The sequence below is a fragment of the Pseudomonas sp. Marseille-Q5115 genome (assembly GCF_916618905.1).
GTDB lineage: Bacteria > Pseudomonadota > Gammaproteobacteria > Pseudomonadales > Pseudomonadaceae > Aquipseudomonas > Aquipseudomonas japonica_A.
Map to the genome: position 1 here is coordinate 1,638,560 of NZ_CAKAKI010000001.1, position 25,018 is coordinate 1,663,577.

Sequence of the window (25,018 nt, forward strand, 5' to 3'; positions counted from 1 at the left end):
GATTGCGTAGGAGTAGGCGACAGCCTGCGAACATTCCCGGTTTCACAGTTTTCAAGCCACATGGCCAGTCACCGGCAAACTCAAGCCAAAAGTATTCTCCCCACCGCCACTGCGCGCGAACACGCTACCGCCGTGCAGCGAGGCCACGGCCTTGACGATAGCCAGGCCCAGGCCGTGGTTGCCGCCTTCGTTGTAGCGGGCGGCGTCGGCGCGGTAGAAGCGCTCGAACAGCAACGGTAGTTGTTCGTCGGCGATGGGCGGGCCGGGGTTGCTCACGGCGACACTTACGTATTCGCCTTCGGCCAATACGGTGACGTCGATCACCTGCCCCGGCTGGCTGTGCTGGGCGGCATTGTGAATCAGGTTGGTCAGCGCCCGGCGCAGATGGCTGCGTTCCACCCGCACCTGGGCGTCGCCGCTTACGCGGACCGACACGCCAGCGTCTTCGAGAATGAAATCCAGGTAGTCCAGGGACGCGGCCACTTCCTCGGCCAGGCTGCTGGTGACAAGGTTGCGGGCGCGGTCCCCCTGATCGGCGCGGGCCAGGAACAGCATGTCGTTGATGATGTTGCGCAGGCGCTCCAGGTCCTCAAGGTTGGATTGCAGCACTTCGAAGTAATGCTCGGCGCTGCGGCCACGGGTGAGTGCCACCTGGGTTTGCCCGATCAGGTTGGTCAGCGGCGAGCGCAGTTCGTGGGCCACATCGGCATTGAACGATTCCAGCCGCTGATACGCACCTTCCACCCGCTCCAGGGCGGCATTGAACGCCTCCACCAGTTGCTCCAGCTCGGGCGGCAGGTGGCTGGGGCGCAATCGCCCGGACAGTTTTGGCGGCGCAAGCTGCTGCGCCTGACGCGACACGCGGCGCAGCGGGCGCAGGCCGATCCGCGCCACCCAATAGCCGAGCGCGCTGGCCAGCAACACCCCGAGCGCGGCGCAGCCGATCAAGGCCATGGCCAGGTCGTGGTGGGTTTGCCGCACGTTGTCAACGTCAATGCCGATCAGGAAGCGCAATGCCGGCCGCTGATCATGGCCGGGCAGGGTGCTCACCAGCACCTTGAGCGGTGTGCCGTCGGGGCGCTGCCAGTCGTGAATGCCCAGCGGCCCGTTGGCCAGCCCCCGGGTGGCGGCATCGGGTTGGCCGTATTCATACGCGGGATCGCCACTCACCACCCAGAAGTGCAGGCGTTTGTCTTCCTCGCTGAGCAGGTTCAGCTTGTTGTGCAAGCGGGCCCAGTGCTCCGGGTCGCCGAAGCGGGTGATCGCCGACTCCAGTACGCTGTAGCGGGCCTCCAGTTCCGCGTTGGGCAATATGTCGAGGCTCTTGTCTACCTGGCGGTACAGCGCGCCACCGATGACCACGAACACCCCGAGCGCTACGAGTGCAAACAACCCCCCCAGGCGAAAGGCGATGGAGTCAGTGCGCATGCCGGCGCTCCAGCACATAGCCCATGCCACGAATGGTGTGCAGCAGCTTTTCCTCGAAGGGGTTGTCGAGCTTGGCCCGCAGCCGCTTGATCGCCACTTCCACCACGTTGGCGTCACTGTCGAAGTTCACATCCCACACCATCTCGGCGATGGCAGTTTTCGAGAGGATCTGCCCTTGGCGCCGCGCCAGTACCGTGAGCAGGGAAAACTCCTTGGCGGTGAGGTCCAGCCGTTGGCCGGCACGCAGGGCCTTGCGGCTGATCAGGTCGATCCACAAATCGCCCACGCTGATCTGGACTGGCTCGTGGCCGCCGCTGCGGCGGGGAAGCGCCTGCAACCGGGCCACCAGCTCAAGAAACGAGAAGGGTTTGCCCAGGTAGTCGTCGGCACCTTCACGCAGGCCATGGATGCGATCTTCCACGCGCTCCCGCGCGGTGAGCATGATCACCGGTGTCTGCTTGCGCCCGCGCAAGGCGCGCAACACGCCGAAGCCGTCCAGGCCGGGCAGCATCACGTCCAGCACGATCACCGCGTAATCCAGCTCCAGCGCCAGGTGCAGGCCGTTCACGCCGTCATGGGCCACGTCCACGGTGTAGCCCTGTTCCGTGAGGCCACGGTGCAGGTAGTCCGCGGTCTTTTCTTCATCCTCGATGATCAGGATGCGCATGGTGGCCCTCCGGGGCTGGGCCGGGCGCGACGGCGGCGCGGCGGTGGAACAGGCGTTCGAGCTGCAAGTATATGATCGGCGTGGTGAACAGCGTCAGCGCCTGGCTCACCAGCAACCCGCCGACCACGGCAATGCCCAGCGGCTGGCGCAGCTCCGCGCCGGCGCCGTAGCCCAGCATCAGTGGCACCGCGCCCAGCAGTGCCGCCAGGGTGGTCATCACGATAGGCCGCAAACGCGTGAGGCAGGCCTGGCGGATGGCTTCGCGCGGCGCCAGGCCATCGTTGCGCTGGGCATTCAGCGCGAAGTCGATGAGCAGGATGCCGTTCTTTTTCACGATGCCGATCAGCAGCACCAGCCCGATCAGCGCCATGATCGAGAAGCTCTGGCCGGCTGCCCACAGCAATGCCAACGCGCCCAGGCCGGCAGAGGGCAGGGTAGAGATGATGGTGAGCGGGTGCACCAGGCTCTCGTACAGCACGCCCAGAATGATGTACACCGCCACCAGCGCCGCCAGGATCAGCCACGGCTGGCTCGCGAGTGAGCTGCGAAACGCTTGGGCCGCGCCCTGGAAGGTGCCGCTGATACTCGCCGGCATGCCCAGTTCGCGCTGGGTGGTTTCCAGCAGGCTGACCGCATCGCCCAAGGCCACCCCCGGCGCGAGGTTGAAGGAGAGGTTGGCCGCTGGGAACATGCCGTCGTGGGCGATGGACAGCGGCCCGCTGCGGGGCGTGCCCACATGGGCAAGGGCGGCCAGCGGGATCATCTCGCCGGTGAGCGGCGAGCGCAGGTAGAAGTAATTCAGGCTCTCGGCCTGGCCCCGCTGCGCGGTGTCCAGCTCTAGCACCACTTTGTATTGATTGGTCTGGGTCTGGAATTCGCTCACCTGGCGCTGGCCGAAGGCATCGTAGAGGGCCTGGTCCACGTCGCTGGCGCTCAGGCCAAACCGCGCGGCGGCGCCACGGTCGATCTCGATAGGCGTGGTGCTGCCGCCCAGCTGCAGGTCGTTGGACAGGTCGCGGAAGGCGGATTTTTCCCGCAGGGCTTCGGTCAGCCGCTGCGCCCACAGGTTCAAGGCATCCCCATCGTTGCTTTTGAGCACGTACTGGTACTGGCTGCGGCTGGGGCCCGAACTGAGGTTGATGTCTTGCCCGGCGCGCAGGTACAGCACAATCCCCGGTACCTGCGCCAGTTGCGGGCGAATGCGGTCGATGAATTCGCTGGCGCTCACGTTGCGGTCTTCGCGAGGCTTGAGGGAGATCCAGAAGCGCCCGTTGGCCACGGTCTGGTTGCTGCCAGTTACGCCCACCGAGTGCGAGAACGTACGAACGGCGGGGTCTGCCGCCACGATTTTCGCCAACGCCAGGTGGCGCGCCACCATGTCGCCGTAGGAGGTGTCCGCCGCCGCTTCGCTGGTGCCCAGCACAAAGCCTGTGTCCTGGACGGGGAAGAAGCCCTTCGGGATGTACACATAGCCGGCCACGGCCAGCCCCAGCGACACGGCGAATATGGCCAACATCAAGCGCTGATGGTCCAGGGCCTTGCCCAGCAGCCGTTCGTAGCCGGCTAGCAGGCATTCGGAGAAGGTCTGCCGCGAATGGGCACGGTGTTTGGGCGCGTTCATGTACAGCGCCGCCAGCGTCGGCGCCAGGGTAAGCGACACCAGCACCGACAGCAGGATGGTAGAGGTGGCGGTAAGGGCGAACTCTTTGAACAGCCGGCCTACCACGCCGCCCATGAACAGCAGCGGAATAAAGGCCGCGATGAGCGAAAAGCTGATCGACACCACGGTGAAGCTGATCTCGCTGCTGCCGCGAATGGCCGCTTCGCGCCGGCTCATCCCTTGCTCCAGGTAACGGTGGATGTTTTCCACCACCACGATGGCGTCGTCCACCACAAACCCCACCGCGATCACGATGGCCACCAGCGTAAGGTTGTTGAGGCTGAAGCCCAGCACGTACATCCAGGCAAAGCTGGCCACCAGCGATACCCCCAGCACCGCGCACACTATCAACGTAGCGGACAGCTGGCGCAGGAACAGCGCCATCACCGCGACTACCAGCAGGATGGCGATCAGCAGCGTGAGCTCGACTTCGTGCAGGGAGGCGCGGATGGTTTGCGTGCGGTCGGTGAGCACGTTGATGTCCACCGAAGCCGGGAGCATCGCCTGCAGCCCTGGTAATGCGGCCTGGATGCGGTCCACAGTGTCGACGATATTCGCGCCGGGCTGGCGGGAGATCACCAGGTTCACCCCGGGCTGGTTCTCCGACCATGCCTGTACGTAGTCGTTTTCAGCCCCCGCCACCACCTTGGCCACGTCCAGCATGCGCACCGGGGCGCCGTCACGGTAGGCCACGATCAAGTCGGCATAGTCGGCCGGCTTGAACAGTTGGTCGTTGGCGGCGAGGGTGGATATGCGCGTGTCACCGTAGAGCGCGCCTTTGGCCAGGTTAAGGCTGCCGGCCTGGATGGCGCCGCGCAGGTCAGCCAGGGTGATGCCTACGGCGGCAAGCTTGTCCGCCTGGGCTTGCACGCGAATGGCCGGGCGTTGCTGGCCGGTGATGTTCACCTGGCCCACCCCGTCGATCTGGCTGATCTGCCGGGCGAGCAACGTTTCCACCTGGTCGCTGAGGTCAGGCCCGGTGAGCTGGGCCGAGCTGATGCCGAGGATAAGTACAGGGCTGTCCCCGGGGTTCACTTTTTTCCACGTGGGCAGGTTGGGCAAATCCTGAGGCAAGCGCCCCGCCGCGGTGTTGATCGCCGCTTGCACCTCCTGGGCGGCAGAGTCGATGTTCTTATCCAGGGTGAACATCAGCGTGAGGGTGGTGGAGCCCAACGCGCTGGTAGAGGTCATCTGGCTTACGCCGGGGATGGCGCTGAACTGCACCTCCAGCGGCGTGGCCACCGAGGAGGCCATGGTTTCCGGGCTGGCGCCGGGCAGTTGTGCCATTACCTGAATCGTCGGGAATTCGGCTTCGGGCAGCGGTGCCACCGGCAGCCGGGGGAAGGCGATGCCGCCCAGCAGCACCAGGGCAAACATCAACAACAGGGTGGCTATCGGGTGGTCGATGCACCAGGCCGAGGGGGAGCGCACCCCGCTCATGGCTGTGCCTCGGCGGTCGTGGCATTCGCGGGCGGCGGGTCACGTAGTACAGCTACCCGCATGCCCGGCTTGAGCCGGGACTGGCCGTCGCTTACCAGCTTATCGCCCGCTGCTACGCCGTCGATCACTGTGCGTTCGCCGGCCTGGTCGACGACCTTCACCGGCACGCTTTCCACGTTCTCACCCTGCAGGCGGTACACATAGGTGCCGTTCACGCCGCGCTGCACCACGGCATTGGGCACCACCAGAGCGTTACGGCGCAGCAGGGTTTGCAGCCGTACATTCACCAGCTGGCCCGGCCACAGGGTTTGCCCGCCGTTGGCGAACTGCGCCTTGGCTTTTACCGTGCCCGTGGTGCTGGACACTTGATTGTCAATGAGGCTGAGGCGCCCCTGGGCGAGTGGCTCGCCGCCGTTGATGTCACCACCGGCGTAGGCAGTCACAGCCGCTTGCTCCGGTGCCCTGAGCAGGCCCTGTAGTGTGGGCAGTTGGGCCTGGGGGAGGGCGAACTGAACCGAGATAGGGTCGAGCTGGGTCACGCTGAACAGGCCCTGGGCATCGCTCACCCGTAGCAAATTGCCTTCGTCCACTGCGCGAATACCCACTCGGCCGGCGAGCGGCGAGCGGATCTGCGTATAGGACAGCTGCACCCGCGCCGCTGCAGCCGCGGCCTCGTTGCCTTGCAGGGTTGCCTGGAGTTGGTCGTGCAGCGCTTGCTGCTGGTCCAGCTGCTGGCGCGGGATGCTGCGGTCTTGGGCCAGTTCGGTGTAACGCTTGAGGTCCACTTCGGCCACTTTCAATTGCGCCCGCGTTTGCGCCGCCTGTGCCGTGGCCTGATCCAGGCTGGCACGCAGTGCGCGGTCGTCGATGCTAGCCAGCAATTGGCCCTTTTCAACGAATTGACCTTCCTTCACCCACAAGCGAGTGAGGATGCCATCCACCTGGGCCCGCACGGTCACGCTTTGCAGCGGCGTAACCGTGCCAATGGCCGACACCAGTTGCGGCACATCCGCCGACGCCACCTGGATCACCTTTACCGGTACGGCGGCGGCCTTTGCCGGTGCGGCTGGTGCCCTGGCAGGACGGCTGAGCCACCAGGCGGCGCACACGAGAAGGACCACGGCAGCACAGGCGATCGACAAGCGAAGGGGCTTTTGCATGGGGCAGCTTATAAAAAAGAGGGAAGGGGTCACCCGCTTTATAGCGGGTTCAACGGTACGCCAGCATGACGGCTAACTGTCAGGTTTGTCAGCTAGCGAGAGATTCTGTTGAAGAAGGTGCAAAACCCGGAAAAACCTATGACCGTTCGGCTGGATCCGGGTTGACAAATCTGGGATCCAGCCAATTTGGATCCGTCGAGAATATTTCGCTTTGCCGCTCGAGTCCCTCTACGACGGTGGTTTGAAGATGTTGTAAAGCGCGCTAAATATACAGTCCGCCAAATATCGTGGATCCGAACATTTTGTTCACATGGATCCAGACAAAAGGTGCTGGCACCAGTGATGGCTCACTGACATATTCGCGCCACTTCAACAACAACCTAGCAAGTAGCCATCACCATGTTTCCCTTCAAGTCACTTCTGGCAGCCTGCGTGCTGCTCAGCGGGTGCAATGGAGTGCCAACCGCTTATCTCAAGGACCCTGTTTACGACCAAGCCTTCGTGGTGCATTCCGGCGGGCCGCTGCCCCTGATGCTGATGGGCAGCGCCGTGCAGTGGAACGAGGACTACGCAGTCACCGTCAAGCATGTGCCTTATCTGTCAGGTTCGGTTCACCAAGGGAAAGGGGACGTGCAGTTCTTCCGTCACAAGGCTGACCACGCGCCGCAGTGGCGCCAATATGTGCCGGGCGAAACGCTGACGGCGGTGGGCTACAACTCTCTTTATGTGCCTATCACCGGCGCGGGCAAGGCCTTGCCGGCCATGGTGCGGTTGAGCGCCACCGATAACGTGATGTATGGCACCCACAACGGCCCCACCGCCAAGGGCATGTCCGGCGGGCCAGTGTTCGCCGCAGACGGCGAGGCGGTCGGCATCAACGTGGCCTACCTCACCAAGGGGGACCTGCAATCCCTGAACCGGCGCGACCTGACCGACCAGCCCCGGGTAAGTATTTTCATGCCCTACAACGAAATCGCACGGGAATGGAAACGCTTTCAAACCCAGGAGCTGATCGAGGGCCGCGGGGCTCAGTTCGCGTCCAAGTAACATCACCGCTCGCGCAGCGCCTCCTTGGCCTTGTTCAGCGGTTTGAGCAAGTAGGCCAGTACGGTCTTGGCGCCGGTGCGGATGTCCACGCTGGCGATCATCCCCGGCACGATCGGAAAGGTGCTGCCGGCCTTGTTGCGCAGTACGTCATCGGCCGTGCGGATGTACGCACGGTAGTAGAAGACCTCCGGCTTGGCCTCATCCTGCAAGGTATCAGGCGAGATGTTCACCACCGTGCCGTCCAGGCTGCCGTAGATTGAATAGTCGTAGGCGGTGATCTTCACCTTGGCCGACTGCCCCGGATGGATAAAGGCGATATCTCGCGGGGCGATGCGGGTTTCGATCAGCAGGCGGTCGTCCATGGGCACGATCTGCATCAGTTGCCCATTGGGCGGTACCACGCCGCCAAGGGTAGTCACCTCGATATCTTTCACCACACCGCGCACGGGCGAACGCAACGTAAGCCGCGACAGCGAGTCGGCACGGCCCCGAATCACCTGGGCCAGGCTGTCGGCCTCTGCGCTGGCCTTGGCCAGCTCCTCACGGGCGCGCACCACGTATTCGGAACGCGCTTCGCTGGCCTTGAGCTCCAGTTCCGAGCGCTGGCGATTGAGGCGGATCACTTCTACCCGGCTGGAAGCGCCGATCTTGGCCAGGTTTTCGGTGATTTCCAGTTCGCTGCGCACCAGCGCGAGAGACTGATTGATCCCTTTGAGGGTGGCCTCCAAGCCGCGCTTGCGGCTGTTGTACAGCTGCGTTTCGCTCTGGACCAGATCGGGCGAGCCCTGCAACGACGCCGGGAAGCTCAGCGGCTGGTCGCTGGCCTCGGCCTGCAACCGCGCCACGCTGGCCAGGGCGGCGCGGTACCTGGCTTCGCTTTCACCCACGTTGGATTCGTTCTTGGTGGGGTCCAGCTGGGCCAGCACGTCACCGCGCTGCACCACATCGCCTTCGCTCACGTTGAGTGCGGCGACGATTCCGCCCTCAAGGGACTGGATCACCTGTTCCCGGGAGCTGGGCACTACCTTGCCAGTGCCGTTGGAAACCTCCGCCACTTCGAAGTTGGCGGCCCACAGCAGGAATGCCCCCAGCGCCAGGGCAGTGACCCATACCACCCGGCTGGCGCGCACCACCGCGGTGTCGTCGCTGCCGTCCAGGTAGGAGGGGCTGTCGGCGGGTTTCGCCACGGGGGTAACCGGTATCAACGGCTTCATGCCTGGGGCCCTCCGGGTTGGCGCAAGCGCGCAAGAGCAGTGTCCCGCGCGTCATCGATCACGATACGGCCGTTGTCTACCACGATGATCCGCTCCACCAGTTGCAGCACGCTCACCCGGTGGGTCGCTACGATCAACGTTCGGCCGCGGCTCCATTTGCCCAGGTCTTCAAGCAAGGTGCGTTCGGTCACGTCATCCAGTGCGGCGGTCGGTTCATCCAGCAGCAGCACTTGGGGCTGGCGCACCAGCAGCCGGGCCAGCAGCAGGCTTTGCCGCTGCCCCCGACAGCCCCAGCCCACCCTCATGCAGCAAGTGATCAAGGCCCTTGGGTAACTGCCGCACGAAGTCCAGCGCGCCGGTGGCGGCCAGCGCGGCAACCAGTTCCTGATCGCTGGCCAGCCCCGCGCCGAGCGTGAGGTTCTCCCGCAGGGTGCCGTGGAACAACCGCGCTTGTTGCAGCAGCAGGCCCACGTCCCGGCGCAGGTCGGCGGGGTCGATGTGGTTGATGGCAATGCCGTCCAGAGTCACCTGCCCGGTAGCCAGGTCCATGCTGCCAGCCAGTGCCTGCAGCAAGGTGGACTTGCCCGCGCCGTTGCGGCCCAGGATAGCGATGCGCTCGCCGGGGCGAATGCGCAGGCTGGCCACCGTGAGGGCAGGGGGTGCTTCGGGGTTATAGCGGAAGCTGGCCTGTTCCAGCGCATAGTCGCCGCGGATCGCCGGCAGGTGCACGCGGCTGCTGCCCTCGGGGTGGTCCACGGGCAGGCGCATCAGCCGGTCCAGCCCCTGCAGCGCCACCTTCGCCTGTTGCCAGCGGGTGAGCACGCTGGTGAGCTGCGCCATGGGCGCCATCATGCGTGAGGCCAGCATGGACAGCGCCACCAGGCTTCCGGTGGTGAGGTCGCCGCCAATCACCATGGGTGCGCCGATCACGATCACCACGGCGAACACCGCGTTCTGCACGTTCTGGGTCCAGGTCACCAAGGTATTGGTGAGAGTACGCAGCTCCAGGCTGCTTTGCGCGGAGGCGGCGTTGTAGCGGTTCCACTGTTGCTGGAAGCGCTGCTCGGCCTGCAGGCCCTTGAGGTCGTCCAGCCCCTGGATGCTTTCCACCAGCATGGCGTTGCGCAGCGCGGACTCGCGCAGGTTGGCGTTGGCCAGCCGAGCCAAGCGGCGCTGGCACAATACGCCGGGAATGAACATGGCCAGCAGCGCTACCAACGGGATGCCCACCAGCGGGCCGCCAATCAGGTAGAACACCACCGCGAACAGGAAAAAGAACGGCACGTCGGCCAGGGCAGTGGCGGTGCTGGAGGTGATCAGGTCGCGGATCTGCTCCAGCTCGCGCAGCTGGGCAATGAACGACCCCGTGGAGCGCGGCCGTACCGAGTTGCGCAGGCGCAGCGCGTGGCCGTACACCACATCCGACACACGCAGGTCGGCGCGCTTGCCCAGCAGGTCGGTGATACGCAGGCGCATCAGGCGCATCACGAAGTCAAACGTCACCGCCAGCATCACCCCGCCGAACAACACGTAGAGGGTGGGGAGGGATTCGGCCGGTACCACGCGGTCGTACACCTGCATGGAGAACAACACGCCCGCCATGCCCAAGAGGTTGGCCACCAGCGATGCCAGCATCACATGCCCGTAAGGCCGCAGGTCCTTGAGCACGATACGGCGGAACCAGTGTTCGTCATAAGGCGCGACGTAGTCGTCGGTGCGGGCGTCGGCCAACGGCCGGCTGGGCCGTAGCACCAAAATCCGCCGCAGTTGGCCGCTCAGCTCAGCCAGGGTGAGGCGGCTTTGCAGGCCCTGATCGCCGCTGAACACCACGCCCAGCTCGCCGTCCGCGCCCAGGCCCTGGGCTACGCCCACCTGGCCATCGTTCAGCTCTAGCACCAATGGCATACGCCAGCGGCTCAATACCCGGGCGTCCGCGCCGCTGAACTTGGCGGTAAGCCCGGCCTGACGCGCCATCTGGCGCACCACCTGCTCCAGAGGCTCGTCGCGGTGCAGCGAGGCCAGGCGAACGCTTTCAGGGGAGACGTCCAGGCGGTAATGCCGGGCTACCAGCAGGATCGCATCCATCCATGGCTGGAAGTCCGGCGGCGGTGCGGTGGTGGCAGGCACTTGGCTGGCTTCGATCATGGCAATACCTCCACGCCTTGAAGGTTGCGCCCTTCAAGGGCGAATACGCGGCGCATGCCACCGCTGTTGTACAGGCAGTCGACCTGCAGCCGCTGCAGGTCTTCCTGGGTGTTGGTGAGGTCGAAGCGGGCCTGGTGAATTTCCTGCTCGGCATTGAGCAGGTCCAGCAGCGGTCGCGTGCCCAATTCCAGGTATTGCCGGCCATACAGCTCGCGGGCCTCGGTGATGTTGCCTTGCCGGCGGCGCAGCGCTTCCAGGCGATTGCTCAGGCTGAGGGTTTGCACCCGCGCTTCGGCCAACCCCTGCCGGGCCTGCAAGCGCGCGGCGTCCTCGGCGGCATCGGCGGCGCCCAGGGCGTAACCGGCGGCACGGGTGCGCGCGCTGGTGGCGCCGCCCTGGTAGATCGGTACCTCAACATTGATGTAGATCCCGGCCTGGGTGCGGTCCAGGTAGGGGTTGTTGTCGTTGTAGTTGTTGTCCAGGTAATGGGTGATCGAAGGCTCCAGCGATACCGTTGGATAGGCCTGGGCGCGTGCCTGAGCAAGCTCGGCCTGGGCCTGGTCGCGTTGGGCAAAGGCCGCCAGTACGGCCGGCAAGGCGTCGGTGCCGTTGTTCGGGTCGGCCGCTTCGCAGGCCTGGGCAAGGCCGGGGGGCTGGGTGTCATCGCCATCCGGCGTGGTGGCGCGGCCCAGCAGGTTGGCCAGGGTAGCCTGCCAGCGGGCATAGGCCGCGCGGTATTCCTGCAGCGTAGCGCGCCCGCCGTCCACGCGGGACTCGGCCTGCACTACGTCCGACCGGGTGCTGGCGCCCATGTCGCTGCGTTGCCGGGCCAGTTCCACGATCTTCTGCAGCCCTTGTAGCTGGGCTTCGGCCGTGGCCTGCAATTCCCGGTAGCGCTGGCTTTCGATGTAGGCATAGGCCGTGTCCCTGGCCACCTGGTCGATGGTTAGCAACAATTGCGCCTGGGCCTGGGCGGCCTTGGCGCGAGCAGCATTGACCGCACTGTCCACCTTGCCAAAGTCGTACAGCATCTGCTTGAGCGACAGGCTCAGGGACTGGCTGCCCCGTTCGCCATCATAGCCGCTGTCCAGCCCACCCTTGATACCCCCCGACAGCTGCGGATAATAGCCGGCTTCGGCGGTGTTGATGCCTTCGCCCTGCTGATAGAGCACGCTCACCGCCTGAGCAATGCTGGGGTGCCATTCCACCGCCAGCCTTACCGCCTCGCTCAGGTCGAAGCCGCCGGAGGGTATCGCACTGCGCAAGGCGGGGGCGGGCCGCCGCTGGGCGGTATCGTCGCCGCTGGGGTGAGGGCTCACTCGCAGCAGCGCCGGGTCAATGTGTTCCGGCGCGCCGTGCGCCGGAGCGTTCAAAGCGAGCACGGCGAAGGCCAGCATCGCCGATGTGCGCGTAACCGTGTTCAAGCCTGGTATCACCGCTGTCCCTTACTGTGATGGCCGCCCCGGCGGGTTTCCGGGCCGTGACGGCACTGTCCATTTGTTTCAAACCATCTGGATACCGCTCTGTACCCAGAGGTGATGGCTGGGGTCCTCCTGCGGGCTGTATTGCACGTAATCCACGCCGCCTACCTGATGCAGGCCACCGGCGTCCCATTGCCCGGTAATGTGCACCGTGTCCTGGGCGTTGCCCTTGATCATCAGCGTGTCGTTGTCGCTGGACAACACGCTTACAAGGTCCGAGAGGCTCAAGGTGAGGTTTACCGGGGCCGTAGTATTGACGTCGATCACCTCGATGTTATGTATCCGTGCCGCCAGGTTGGCCAGGTTGATATTGGCTGCGCCGCCTCCCCACACCAGGGTGTCGGTGCCGGCTGCTCCATCCACCGACGCAAACTGCTGGTCGACGATGATCAGCGTGTCGTTGCCAGCGCCGCCGACTAGCGTAAGGGCGCCACCGTGGGAACCGTCCAGCGTGTCGTTGCCACTGGTGCCCTGCAAGGTCTCGCCCGTGCTGCTGGCGACCACCAGGGTGTGGGCGTCTGCGTCGCTTGCCACGTTGAGTGTGCTGAAAGCGCTGGCGGCGACGGCAGCGCCCGCCTGGTTCAGGGTCACGGTGAGTGTGGCGGTGTCCACGGTACCGTTGGGGTGGGTGAGGGCGTAGGTGAACACGTCCTGATGCCCCACGGCCGCACCGGTCAGCCCGGCGTTGAGGGTGTAGGTGTAGCTGCCATCGGCTTTTACCAGCAGTGTGCCGTAGGTGCCCGCAATGGCCGTGCCGTTGTAGCCGGGCGTTACGTAGCTGCCCGCGGCAAGTACGCTGAGGAAGGTATAGGCCGAGCCCAGTACATCCGTGCCGCCGCCAGCGGTATCAGTGAACAGGTTGCCGGTGACCGGGGTGTAGCTGCCCACGGTGAACTGGTTGTTGTAGGTGGCGACGTTGATCAGGCCTACGTTCACTGTTGCGAGCAAGCCAATACCGCCCGTGGACAGGCGCACCTGATAGGTACCGGCGGTCTGGTCGTCCATGGTCACCCCATACAGGCCGCCACCCAGGCCGATAAGCCCAGCGCCGCCCCACGCCTGGACCAGCACGTACTGCCCGGTGGCAGGGTTGAGCTTGTACAGCCCCAGCACTACCGAGCCGAGCAAGGACAACAGGCTGCTGGAGGCCAAGGTGATGGTGAGGTCGCTGACGGTGTCGGCGGCCACGCTGAACGAATAGCTGCCCGACCCGCCGCCCAGCAGGATCGACAGGCTGCCCAGGGCGCTGGTGCTGGTCGTCACCTTGTTGGCCAAGGTCAGTGAGGTACTGGCCACGTCGAAGGTGGCATCCACCACCGTGGCTGGTGCGGCCAGGTTGCCGCTGTTCCACACTTCGGCCGCCTGTGGGCTGTCGATGCGTACATACAGGTTGGCGGGGTCGGCCAGGCCGTTGGGGTGCACCAGTTGGTAGGTGAACACGTCTACCTTGCCCACACTGTTTACGCTGCCGTTGGCCGTGTAGGTGTAGTTGCCTTGGGCATCGATAGTGAGCGTGCCGTACAGGCCTTGCACGGTAGTCCCGCCGACGGTGCTGACGAAACTGCCGTTGCGCAGCACTTGCACCACTGCGCCGTTGTCCGGCCCGGTCACGTCGGCGGTGCCGTCGGTGCCGATGTCCGTCACCACGTTACCGTTGAGTACGGCCCCAGCTGTGCCGTTGAACTGGTTCAGGCCGGTGGTATCCAGCTGAAGGTTGCTGGTGACCGTTGTGAGCACGCCGATACCGTTGCTTGCCACCACCAGGCGATAGTTGCCCGCCAGCAGCGTGCCGATATCCACCAATACCCCTTGGCCGGCAAGCAGCGACACGTTCAGCAGTGCCCCGCCGGAGGCATTACCTAAGGTAACCCAGTTGCCACTGGCGTCCTGCACTTGAAGGGTGTACGTGGCGCCGTTATAGAGCGCCAGGGCACTCGTGGTGGAAAGCGTAAGGGTGGGATCAACGCTAGTGCCGCTGGCCACCGTGAAGTTGAACACCTTGTTGAACCCACTGAGCACCGTGGTGAAGCTATCGGCGTAGTTGCGGGTGGTCATTACCGGCGCAAGGTTCACGGTTGCCGTGGTGAGGTTGTCGCTGGCCACCACCGGGCGGTTCACGTCCACATCCGGAGCGGTCACGCTGCTGGTAGTGGACAGGTTGCCATGGCTGTCGCGCAGGGTAATGGTGAGCACCTCGCCGTTGATCTGCGCGCTGCCCAGCGCCACGTTGAAGGTGCCATTGGCCGCCACTGTGGCGGTGCCCAAGGTAACCCCCGCAGCACTGCGGACCGTGACGGTACTGCCGGCCTCGCCGCTACCGCTGAGGCTGTTGCCGTCGCCGGCCACCACCAGTGCGGTGGCTGCGGTAGGTGGCGTGAGGTCCGGTGCCGTGGCGCTCACGGCGGTGGACACGTTACCTGCCGCGTCCACCTGGGTGATGCTCAGGGCCTGGCTGTTGATCTGCGCGGGGGTCAGGGCCACCGAGTAGGTGCCGTTGGCGGCAACTGTCGCGCTGCCCAGCAGTACGCCGAAGGCGCTGCGCACGAAGATGCGTGCGCCGGCAAGGCCAGTACCCGTGACCACCGTACCGCCTGCCCCGACAACCGCCGTGGTGGGGGCGGCGGGCGGGGTGATGTCCGGCGCGGTCACGTTCGCTTGGGAGGAGGGGTTGCCAGCGGCGTCGGTGAGCCGCACCGTGAGGGCCTGGCCGTCTGCCTGGGTGGGGCTCAGCGCGACCGAGAACAGCCCGTTGCTGCCCACGGTGGCGCTGTTGAGCAACGAGCCATTTGCGCTGTACACGCTCGCCGTCGCGCCCGCTTCACCAGAGCCGGTGACCGCGCTGCCATCGGCGGCCACCGCCACGCTGGCAGGTGCGGTGGGGGCGGTGACGTCGCTGGCGGTTACGCTACCTGTGCTGGCGTTACCCGCCAGGTCTGCCTGGCGCACGGTCAGTACCTGGCCATTAAGCTGGGCGGCGCTGAGCTGCACGGTGAAGCTGCCGGTCAACCCTACCAAAGCGGTGCCGAGCACGGTGCCGGCACTGTTGATCACGCTTACCGTAGCGCCCGCTTCGCCATTTCCGCTCAGCTGCAAGCCATTGGTACTCAGCTGCAGGTTCGTGAATGCGCCTGGCGCGGTGATGTCTGCGGCCACCAGCGGCACGGCAATCGAGACGTTGCCGGCGCCGTCAGTGAGGGTCACGCTCAAGGCCTGGCCGTTGAGCTGGGGACTACCGAGGGTGACCGAGAAGGTGCCATTGGCGGCCACGGTGGCGGTGCCCAGTAAGGTACCGCCGGCATCGCGCACGCGGGCGATGGCGCCGGCTTCGCCTGTGCCGGTCAGCGTCAGCCCGTTGGGGGTGAGCACCAACGAAGCAGGGACGGTGGGTGGGGTAATGTCCGGTGCGGTGATTGCCACTGCCGTCGAGGTGTTCCCGGCCAGGTCGGTCTGGGTGGCGCTGAGCGCCTGCCCGTTGGCCTGGAATGGAACGAGCGCCACGGTTACGGTGCCTGTAGCCCCTACGATGCCGGAGCCCAGTGCCGTACCGTCCGCCGCGCGTACGGTCACGGTAGCACCCACTTCGCCGCGGGCGGTCACCACCGCGCCGGTGCCATTGATGGCTACATCGGTGAGGCCCACCGGGGCCGTGGTATCGGTTGCCGTCACCGCTGCCGGTATGGACTCGCCGCCGGCCTGGGTGCTGGCAGTGACGCCAAGCACCTGCCCGTTGGTTTGTGGCGAGGAGAGCGACACACTGAAGCTGCCATCGCCTGCCGCGGTGGCGCTGCCCAGCAAGGTGCCGGTGGCGCCATAGACCTTCACCAGGCTGCCCGCCGTGGCAGTACCGGCCAGGGAGGCGCCATCGCCGGCCAGTACCAGCGCAGTGGGGGCCGGGGGTGGCGGCACGGCTGCAACGGTAAGGGTGGCGGCGGTTGCCAGGTTGCCGGCCACGTCCCGCTGCACCACGCTCAATACATCCGCCGCGGCGATCGGGCCGGTAAGGGTGATCACGAAGGCACCGTTGGCGTCGACGGTGGCCGTGCCCAGCGAGGCGCCACCGAGGGTCACGGTCACTACCGCGTTCGGCTCGCCGCGGCCCGCCAGGGTGGTGTAGTCGTTGCTGACCGCCAGGTCGCTGACCGCCGCTGGGGCGGTGGTGTCCGCCACTACATACGGCAACGGCAGGGATGCGTTGCCGATCACGTCTGTGGCGACCACGCTGATGGTTTCGCCGTTGGCCTGGGCCGGGCTCAAAGTGATGCTGTAGACGCCATTGGCATCTGCCGTGCCGCTGCCCAGCGTGGTGCCATCGGCGGCCAGCACCGTGACGGTGCTCAGCGCTTCCGCGGTACCCGCCAAAACGGTGCCGTTGCCGGTAAGGCTGGTGATGGTCGGCGCTGCCGGGCCGGTAATGTCCGGCGCTGTTACGCTGGCCGCTGTCGAGGTGTTGAGCGCGGCATCGGTCTGCACCACGCTCAGTGTTTCGCCGTTCAACTGAGCGGCTGGCAGGGTAAAGGCAAAACGGCCATCGATCCCTGCGGTGGCGGTGCCCAGCAGCGTCCCGTCGGCACTGCTCACACTCACCACCGCGCCGGCCTCCGCCAGCCCGGTCAACAGCAGGCCATCGGCGTTGATCGCCAAGTTGCTGACCGCTCCCGCCGCTGTGCTGTCACCGGCTTGATAGAGCAGGCCGGGTGAGGCGTTGTTGGCGGTGTCAGTCTGGGTCACCGTCAGCAGCTCGCCATTGCGCTGGGCGCTGCCCAGGGTAAGGCTCCAGGTGCCGTCGGCGTTCACCGTGGTCGTGCCCAGGGCGGTGCCGTCGGCGGCGCTTACCTGAATCACGGCGCGGGCTTCCCCGCTACCGCTGAGGGTCAGGCCGTCCGGCGTCAGGGTGGCGACCGTCGGCGCAGCCGGCGGGGTGAGGTCGGGCGCGTTCAACCCGGCTGAGGTGGACGGGTTGCCGGTGGCATCCTGTTGGACCACGCTCAGCCGCTGGCCGTTGAGCTGCGGCGGGGTCAGGGCCACGGCGAAGGTGCCGTCGGCGTCAACAGTGCCCAATGCCAGGGTATCGCCGTTGGCGTTGCTTACCACCAAGGTAGCCCCAGGCTCGCCAGTGCCGGTAAGCACGGCGCCCGCGGCGTCGATCAGCAGGTTGGCGACGGCGGCCGGTGGGGTGATGTCCGGCGCGCTCAGGGTGGCAATGGGCGAAAGATTGCCCGCCGCATCGCCCAGCCGCACCAGCAGGGCTTCGCCGTTGACCGCCGGGTTGGTGAGGGTGATGAGGAAATTGCCGGTGGCGTCCACGTTGCCGGTGCCCACCACAGAGCCATCGGCCAGTGTGATGCGTACGCTGGCCAAAGGCTCGCCGGTGCCGCTGAGCTGATCGCCGGTGCTGTTGAGGGCAAGGTTGGTGGCCAGGTTGGGCGGGGTAAGGTCCGGTGCCGCGATCTGCACCGGCTGGCTGATGTTCCCGGGCGGGTCCGCCTGCTGCACGGTGAGCGCCTGGTTGTCGATCTGCGGCGGGGTCAGCGCCACTACGAAGCTGCCGTTGGCCAACACCACCGTGCTGCCCAGCAGCGTGCCGGCGGCGTCGCGCACGGTCACGGTCGCACCGGCTTCGCCCCTGCCGCTCACCACCGCACCCGCGGCGTTGATCGCCACGTTGGTCAGTACATCGGGGGCGGTGAGGTCCACCGTGGTCAGGTTGGCGACCGGGGACACATTGCCCGCCGCATCGGCCTGGGTGAAGGTCAGTACCTGAGCATTGAGCAGCGGCGTGCCCAGCACCAGGCTGAAGGCGCCCGTGCTGCCCACCGTGGCGGTGCCCAGCACGTTGCCGTCGGCATCCGCGACCGTGACGATGGAGCCCGCTTCGCCGCGCCCGCTGATGCTCGCGCCATCGGCGCCTATGGCCAACGCTGATACCGCCCCGGGAGCGGTAGAGTCGACCGCGGTAAGCGTGGCGGGCAGGGAGGCGTTGCCAGCCGCGTCGGTCAAGGTTACTGACAATACCTGGCCGTTGGCCTGGGCCGGTACCAGGGTCAGCTGGAAGGTGCCATCCAGGCGCACAGTGCCCGTGCCCAGAACGGTGCCGCTGGCATCCAGTACGTTGACCGTGGCGCCGGCTTCCCCCGTACCGGTCAACAGGGCGCCATCCGGGCTCAACGCCAGACCGGTCGCTACGGTGGGCGCCACCAGGTCAGGGGCGAGGAAGGTGGTGGTCAGCGATTCATTGCCGGCCACGTCCATCTGGCTGAGGGTGAGCAATTGCCCAGCCAGCTGCGCCGGCACCAGCGTAACCGCGAAGGTGCCGTCGGCGGCCACGGTGGTGGTGCCAAGAATCAGCCCGCCCTGGGCCAGTACCCGCAACGTGGCCCCCGCTTCGGCGAAACCGGTCAACGAAGCGCCGTCCTGGGCGAGGTTGAAGGTGGTGACAGCGGCAGGTGCTGTCACATCGGCCGCCAGCAGGTCAGCCGGCGCGGCATTGATGCCGTCCGTGGACGTGGCAATCACAGTCAGGGCTTCGCCGTTGAGCTGGGCGGCCGTCAACGGCGCGCTAAAGGCGCCATCGCTGCCTGCCAGCCCGGTGCCGAGCAATTGCCCGCTGGCGCTGTATACGCGCACAAGGCTCCCTGGGTCGGCACTGCCCTGTACGGTGAGGCCGTCGCTGCTCAACGCCAGGTTGCTGGCCACATTGGGGGCCAGCGGCCCAGGCGCGATCACCGGGATGCTGATGGCAGCGTTACCGGCGGCATCCGAGGCGGTGACCGCCACGGTGTCCCCGGTCGTGGCGGCGGGCGTTATACCCAAGGTAAAGCGGCCATCGCTGCCCACCGTGGTGCTGCCCAGCACGGTACCGTCCGTGGCGGTGGCCGTGACGGTCGATCCGGCTTCGCCCAGCCCGGTCAGCGTGGCACCATCGGTGGAAACGGCCAGGCCGCTTACCGCTGCGGGGGCTGTAATGTCTGCGGCTACCAATGGTGCCGGTGCCGACAGGTTGCCGGCGGCATCACTGGCCGTCACCGTCAGTGCCTGGCCGTTGAGCTGCGGCGCATTCAGGGTAGCGACGAAAAGACCATTGGCGGCGGTAGTGGCGCTGCCCAACACGTTCCCCTGGGCATCGCGCAGGGTGACCACCGAGCCGGCTTCCGCACGGCCGCTCACTTGCAAGCCGCTGCCATTGACCGCCAGGTCGCTGGGGCTGACCGGCGCTGTGGTGTCCGGCGCCGTGAGGCTGGCCGCCGGGCCTTCGTTGCCGGGTGGGTCTTCCTGGTTCACGGTCAACACTTGCGCGTTGAGCTGCGCCGTGCCGAGGGTCACGCTGAAGGCGCCGTTACTGGCCACAAGGCCTGTGCCGAGCACGGTGCCATCCACTGCACGCACGTACACGGTGGCGCCGGGTTCACCGTGGCCGGTGACTGTTACGCCGTCCGCGTTGATCGTCACACCGCTGAGCGCGGCAGGTGGGCTGATGTCCGGGGCGAGGAGGTTGGCCGCAACCGAGGGGTTGCCACTGGCGTCGGTCTGGGTGATGTCCAGAGTTTCGCCGTTGAGAGGGGCAGGGTTGAGTGTGACCGTGAAGACGCCGTTGGGGTCCACCAGCCCGGTCCCCAGCACGGTACCGTTGGCGGTTTGTACTGCCACGGTGGCGCCAGCCTCTCCCACCCCGGAAAGGCTGCTGCCGTCGGCGCTGATCAACAGCCCAGTGACCGTGCCGGGCGCAGTGTTGTCGGGCGTGCCAACCGTAGCCGCCGGGGACACGTTGCCTGCGGCATCGGTGAGCTGAACCGTGAGCGCCTCGCCGGTGTTCTGGGCAATCGGCAGGGTCACCTGGAAAACGCCGCTCTGGTTGACCGTGCCGGTGGCCAGCACTGTGCCGGCCGCGTCACGCACGGTGGCCGTGGACCCGGCTTCGCCAAGCCCGCTAACCACGGTGCCGTAGGTGTTCACCGCCAGGCCCGTGGCGGCTGCCGGCCCTTGCAGGTCTGCGGTTACGAGGGTGTTGGTTTGCGAGACATTGCCGGCGGCGTCGGTCTGCACCACGGTCAGCACCTGGCCGTTGAGCTGCGCCGGGTTGATGGCCACAGTGAAGGCGCCGTTACCGGCAACCACGCCGGTGCCGAGCACGGTGGCGCTGGCATCGCTCACGGTAACGGTAGCGCCCGCTTCACCGCGCCCGGTAATCACGCTGCCGCCGCTGGCGCTGCCCAGGCTTAACGGTGCATCCGGGGCCGTGGCGTCAGCGGCGACAAGAGAGGTGGCCACCGAGGTGGTGCCATTGGCGTCGCTGGCGGTAACGTGAAGGAGCTGGCCGTTAAGTTGAGCGCTGCGCATCAGCAGGCGGAAGGTGCCCGCGCTGCCCACCAGCGCGGTGCCCAGGCTGGTGCCGCTGGCGTCGGTCACGTTCACCGTTGTGCCTGCCAGGCCGGTACCCGTGAGGGTGTAGCCATCGCTGGACAGCGCCAGGTTGGCGGGGGTGGTGACCTGCGTGCCGTTGGGGCCGGCCAGCGTAACGGCACCGGAGGCGTTCCCGGTCAGGTCGGCTTCACTCACGGTGAGTACGTCCACCGCCGTGGCTGCGGGGGTGAGGGTAAGGGTGAATACCCCGTCAGGGCCCACAGTTGTGGTGCCCAACAGCACATTGGCGGCGTTGGTCACGCGTACGGTGGCACCGGCTTCGCCGACACCGGAGAGGGTGGTGCCGTCCGGGCTGATCGCCAGGTTGCGCACGTCTATCGGCGCGGTGGTGTCGGGCGCGCTGATGCCGGCCGGTTGTGAAACGTTGCCGTCGGCATCGGCGGCGGTCACCAGCGCCTCAGCGTTCAGCTGGGCGGTGTTCAACGTGATCGAGAATGCGCCGTTATTGTCGGCGCTGCCGCTGCCCAACAGGGCGCCGTTGGCATCGCGTACTTCGATGTCGGCGTTGGGTTCAGCCGTGCCGTTGAGCACCAGGCCGGTAGCATCCATACCCAGCCCGGTCGGGGCGGCCGGCGCGGTGATATCGCTCGCGTTAACCGTGGCGGGCCCGGACGTATTGCCTATGGCATCGGCCTGTATCACGGTCAGCACCTGGCCGTTCAACTGGGCCGGTGTCAACGCAACGCTGAAGTTGCCGTTCACGTCTACGGTTCCGGTGCCCAGTGTAGTGCCCGTGGCATTGCTCACGGTTACGCGGGCACCCACTTCGCCAGTGCCCGTCAGGGTGGCGCCATTGCCGCTAAGTAGCAGGTTATCGACGTTGTCGGGAGGAGAGGTGTCCGGCGCGGTGGTGCTGATGAGGGCGGAAAGGTTGCCGGCGACATCTTGCTGTTCCACCTGCACGGCCTGCCCATTGAGTTGGGCGGGGGTCAGGTTCACGGTGAAGCTGCCGTCAGCGTTGACAGTGGTAAAGCCCAGCAACGTTCCGCGCAGGCTGCGTACCCGAATGGTCGCGAAGGCCTCGCCCACGCCGCTGAGGCTGCTGCCGTCGCCGGCAAAGCTTAGGGTAGTGGGCGCTGGCGGTGCGACGATATCCGGGGCGGTCAGTGGCGCTGGCGCAGTAGCATTGCCGGCGGCATCGGCCTGGCTCACATTGAGCGCCTCGCCATTCTCCTGGGCTGTGCCCAGCGTCACTTCGAAGCGGCCATTGGCGCCGACCACAGCGGTACCCAAGGCATTGCCGCCGGTATCGCGCACAGTGACCGTTGCGCCCACTTCGCCGTTACCGCTGACCAGGCTGCCGTTGGCCGAAATCGCCAGGTTGCTGAGGGCGGCCGGCGGGGTAGCGTCTGGCGCCGTCAAAGGCACTCCGCTGCCGATGTTGCCGGCGGCATCGGTAGCCCATACCGTCAAGGTTTCGGCCGCCACCTGCGGGCTGCTCAGCGTAACGCTGAAGCTGCCGTCGGGAGCCACCAGCGCGGTGCCCAGCGGGCTGCCGTTGGCATCCAGCACCATCACAGTAGCCCCGGCTTCGCCGCTACCGGTGAGCACCAGGCCCTGGGCATTGACCTGAAGGTTTGTGACCGCCGCAGGTGGGGCAATGTCCGGCGCGGTGAACGGCGCCGCCCCCGAGGCAAGCCCCGCAGCATTCACAGCGCTTACCTGCAAGGCCTGGCCGTTGATCTGGGCGCTTTCCAGGGTCACTTCGAAGCGGCCATCGGCGTCGGCCACGGCGCTGCCCAGCACTGTGCCATTGGCGTCGCGGACGCTGACCGTCGAGCCGGCCTCGCCTTGCCCGCTCAACAGCGTTCCCGTCAGGTCGAGTGCCAGCGCTTCGGGTAGGAGGGGGCCGTTGACGTCCGGCGCGGTTATGCCGTTGGCCGCCGAGCCGTTCCCGGCCGCGTCGTCGAGAGTGACTTGCAAGGCCTGGCCGTCGATCTGAACGGGGTTCAGCGCCACGGCGAAGCTGCCCACGGCATTGACCGTAGCCGTGCCCACCACCGTGCCGTTCGCATCGCGTACGGTCACCAGGGCGCCGACTTGGCCACGACCGCTGAGCAAGGCCCCGTTGGGGTTGATTGCAAGGTCGGTAGCGGCGGCTGGCGCCGTGGTATCCGGCGCGGCCAGGATCGCGGTGACCGAAGGGGTGGCGTTGCTATCGAGCAGTGCGACGTCCAGCAACTGGCCGTCCAATTGAGCGCTGCCCAGCGTCACGCTGAAGGTGCCGTCCGGGGCGACCACGGCACTCCCCAGCAACGTCCCGTCGGCGGCACGTATTTCCACCGTGGCGCCGGGGGTGGCGGTGCCAGCCACGGTCAGGCCATCGGTAGTCACCACCAGCGCGGCCGGAGTCACCGGGGCGGCTGCCGGCACGCTTGTTGTGGCGTCGGGCGACAGGTTGCCTGCGAGGTCGGCCTGGCGCACGGTAAGCGCGGCGCCCACGTCAGCGGCGGGGCTCAGTGCCACTACGAAGGTACCGTTGGCCGCCACGGTTCCTGTAGCCAGCACGGCACCGGTGACGCTGGTCACGGTAACCGTGGCCCCGGCTTCGCCCTGCCCGGAAAGCGCGAGCCCGTCGCTGCTCACCGCCAGGTCGGTAACTGCGCCGGGCACGGTTGAATCGGGCGCCGTGAACACGGCCTGCGCCGAACTGTTGCCGTTGCCATCGGCGGCGGTGACGTCGAATACCTGCCCGTTTGTGTATGCCGCATCGAGCGCGATGGTGAAGGTGCCATCCAGGGCGCTGCGCCCCGTACCCACTACCTGGCCGCTGGTGTTGCGCACCAGCACCCGCGCGCCCGGCCGGGCCGTACCGGTCAGGCTGAGGCCGTCGGCGCTGATCACCAGGTTGCTGGGCGGTGCCGGCTGGGATAGGTCCGGCGCCTGGATCGGCAAATTGGGGGAGACATTGCCCGCAGCGTCGGTGAGGGTGAGCTGGAGCACCTGGCCGCTGATGATGCCCGGCACCACCGGAAGGTCGAAGGTGCCGTCGGCCGCCACGGTACCAGTAGCCAGCACATTACCCACCGGGTCGAACACCGTAACCACGGCGCCGGGCTCGCCTCGGCCGCTGAGCAGGGTGCCGTCCCCGCTGATGGCCACGTCGGTCGCCGCGAGTGGGGGAGTGGTATCCGGCAGAGGCGGCGCGGCGGGCGCGTTGAGGCTGGCATCGGCGGAGGTATTGCCCGCCGTGTCCGTAGCGTTGACGCTTAGCGCCGCTCCGGCACCCGGCGCGGGCGCCAGGGCCAAGCTGAAAGTGCCGTCCGCCGCGGCCACGCCCGTCCCAAGCACGGTGCCGTTGGCGTCGCGCACGGTCACCGTCGCACCGGCTTCAGTAGTTCCGGTGAGCACGCTCAACGTAGCGTCCAGGACCAGATTCGCCGGCACGCTCGGCGCAGTGACGTCGCTGGCTACCAGGTTGGTGGCTGGGGACGTGTTCCCGGCCGCATCGGCCTGCACCACCGTGACCGTTTCGCCATTCAGTTGGGGGGAGGTGAGCACAATCGCGAAACGGCCGTCCGCACCTGCGACGCCGCTACCCAGCCGGTTGCCGAAGGCATCGTTGGCCATGATCGTGGCGCCGGCTTCGCCCAGCCCGCTCAAGGTCAGGCCGTCACTGCTCAGGCCCAGGGAGCCAGGCGCGTCGGGCGCTGTGGTATCGACCGGCGCTGCGCCGCCGCCACCACCGCCACCACCGCTATTGGCCAACCCACCGGTGGCCGCCGCTGTGGCACCGCCCGCGCCCAGGGCGCCCAGGCCTGCGATTGCCCATTCCGGAGTAGCACTGCCCACCACCCCGGCGCCGGCCAGCAAAGTATCGATGGAGGGCAGCTCAGTGAATGTGAAGCCGTTGAACGCTTCGGCGCTGTATTGCCCCTGCCACAGCACGCCGTCCTGGCCTTGGAACACCATGTCGCTGCGCACGCCCTCGGCGGTCGCGTTGAAGAAGTTGCCGACCGTGACCCGTTCGCCAGTCTTGAGTGTAACTATGGCGTCCTGGCCATTTCGAGCCACCGAAGCGACCTGTTCAGGCGGGACGGGGATCTGTACCACCCCCGGTTGGCCAAGCTGGAGGTCCCCCCAGGCGCGGCTTGAAATTTCGCTGGTGGTCTTATCGGCGACTACGATGTTGTCCATGAACTGCCCTGCCTTGATCCTGTGCGTAAGCGTGACCTCTAGCCTTGCTGAGGCATGCCACAGGTCGCGTAAGAATCCACCGGCTCCGAGGGTGGATCCATAACTTGTATAGCAGAATGCCGCCTCGTTGCTTTGCTTGCTAACGTTTAAAAAGACAAAATAATGGCGTCAAGTAAAAGGCTATTACGGTTCAAGCGACCCGCAACTACTGGCTGTCAAGG

At 66.5% G+C, this 25,018-nt stretch carries 10 protein-coding genes; 1 reads left to right on the forward strand and 9 read right to left on the reverse strand.

The window, feature by feature from the left end:
* Positions 1-51: 51 nt before the first annotated feature.
* The 4 genes from LG385_RS07790 to LG385_RS07805 are packed head-to-tail and all read right to left on the reverse strand — an operon-like array spanning position 52 to position 6,355.
* Positions 52-1,428, reverse strand: a complete 1,377-nt coding sequence (locus LG385_RS07790) for a heavy metal sensor histidine kinase (RefSeq protein ID WP_225773783.1) — start codon at positions 1,426-1,428, stop codon at positions 52-54.
* Positions 1,418-2,095, reverse strand: a complete 678-nt coding sequence (locus LG385_RS07795; RefSeq protein WP_225773784.1) for a heavy metal response regulator transcription factor — start codon at positions 2,093-2,095, stop codon at positions 1,418-1,420. Before LG385_RS07795 ends, LG385_RS07790 begins: the two co-directional genes overlap by 11 nt.
* The gene (locus LG385_RS07800; RefSeq protein WP_225773785.1) at positions 2,070-5,195 is read right to left on the reverse strand and encodes a multidrug efflux RND transporter permease subunit; all 3,126 of its coding nucleotides are present in this window, start codon (positions 5,193-5,195) and stop codon (positions 2,070-2,072) included. The genes LG385_RS07795 and LG385_RS07800 overlap by 26 nt, the downstream gene beginning before the upstream one ends.
* Positions 5,192-6,355, reverse strand: a complete 1,164-nt coding sequence (locus LG385_RS07805) for an efflux RND transporter periplasmic adaptor subunit (protein WP_225773786.1) — start codon at positions 6,353-6,355, stop codon at positions 5,192-5,194. Before LG385_RS07805 ends, LG385_RS07800 begins: the two co-directional genes overlap by 4 nt.
* Before the next feature lie 399 nt (positions 6,356-6,754).
* On the opposite strand from LG385_RS07805, the gene LG385_RS07810 reads away from it, so the two are divergent.
* A complete protein-coding gene (locus LG385_RS07810) occupies positions 6,755-7,402 on the forward strand; it encodes a serine protease (RefSeq protein ID WP_225773787.1) in 648 nt (215 codons plus the stop codon).
* Positions 7,403-7,404: 2 nt separating this feature from the next.
* On the opposite strand, the gene LG385_RS07815 is transcribed toward LG385_RS07810, so the two are convergent.
* The 5 genes from LG385_RS07815 to LG385_RS07830 form a co-directional block, all read right to left on the reverse strand.
* On the reverse strand, positions 7,405-8,616 hold the full coding sequence (locus tag LG385_RS07815; RefSeq protein WP_225773788.1) for an HlyD family type I secretion periplasmic adaptor subunit: 1,212 nt from the start codon (positions 8,614-8,616) through the stop codon (positions 7,405-7,407).
* The gene (locus LG385_RS25430) at positions 8,613-8,861 is read right to left on the reverse strand and encodes a hypothetical protein (RefSeq protein ID WP_263974680.1); all 249 of its coding nucleotides are present in this window, start codon (positions 8,859-8,861) and stop codon (positions 8,613-8,615) included. The genes LG385_RS07815 and LG385_RS25430 overlap by 4 nt, the downstream gene beginning before the upstream one ends.
* On the reverse strand, positions 8,830-10,761 hold the full coding sequence (locus LG385_RS07820; protein WP_263974681.1) for an ABC transporter transmembrane domain-containing protein: 1,932 nt from the start codon (positions 10,759-10,761) through the stop codon (positions 8,830-8,832). Before LG385_RS07820 ends, LG385_RS25430 begins: the two co-directional genes overlap by 32 nt.
* Positions 10,758-12,158, reverse strand: coding sequence for a TolC family outer membrane protein (locus tag LG385_RS07825; protein ID WP_413247362.1), 1,401 nt, complete (start codon positions 12,156-12,158; stop codon positions 10,758-10,760). The genes LG385_RS07820 and LG385_RS07825 overlap by 4 nt, the downstream gene beginning before the upstream one ends.
* A 105-nt stretch (positions 12,159-12,263) precedes the next feature.
* Complete coding sequence (locus tag LG385_RS07830) at positions 12,264-24,797, reverse strand: BapA/Bap/LapF family large adhesin (protein ID WP_225773790.1); 12,534 nt, start codon at positions 24,795-24,797, stop codon at positions 12,264-12,266.
* Positions 24,798-25,018: the final 221 nt, after the last annotated feature.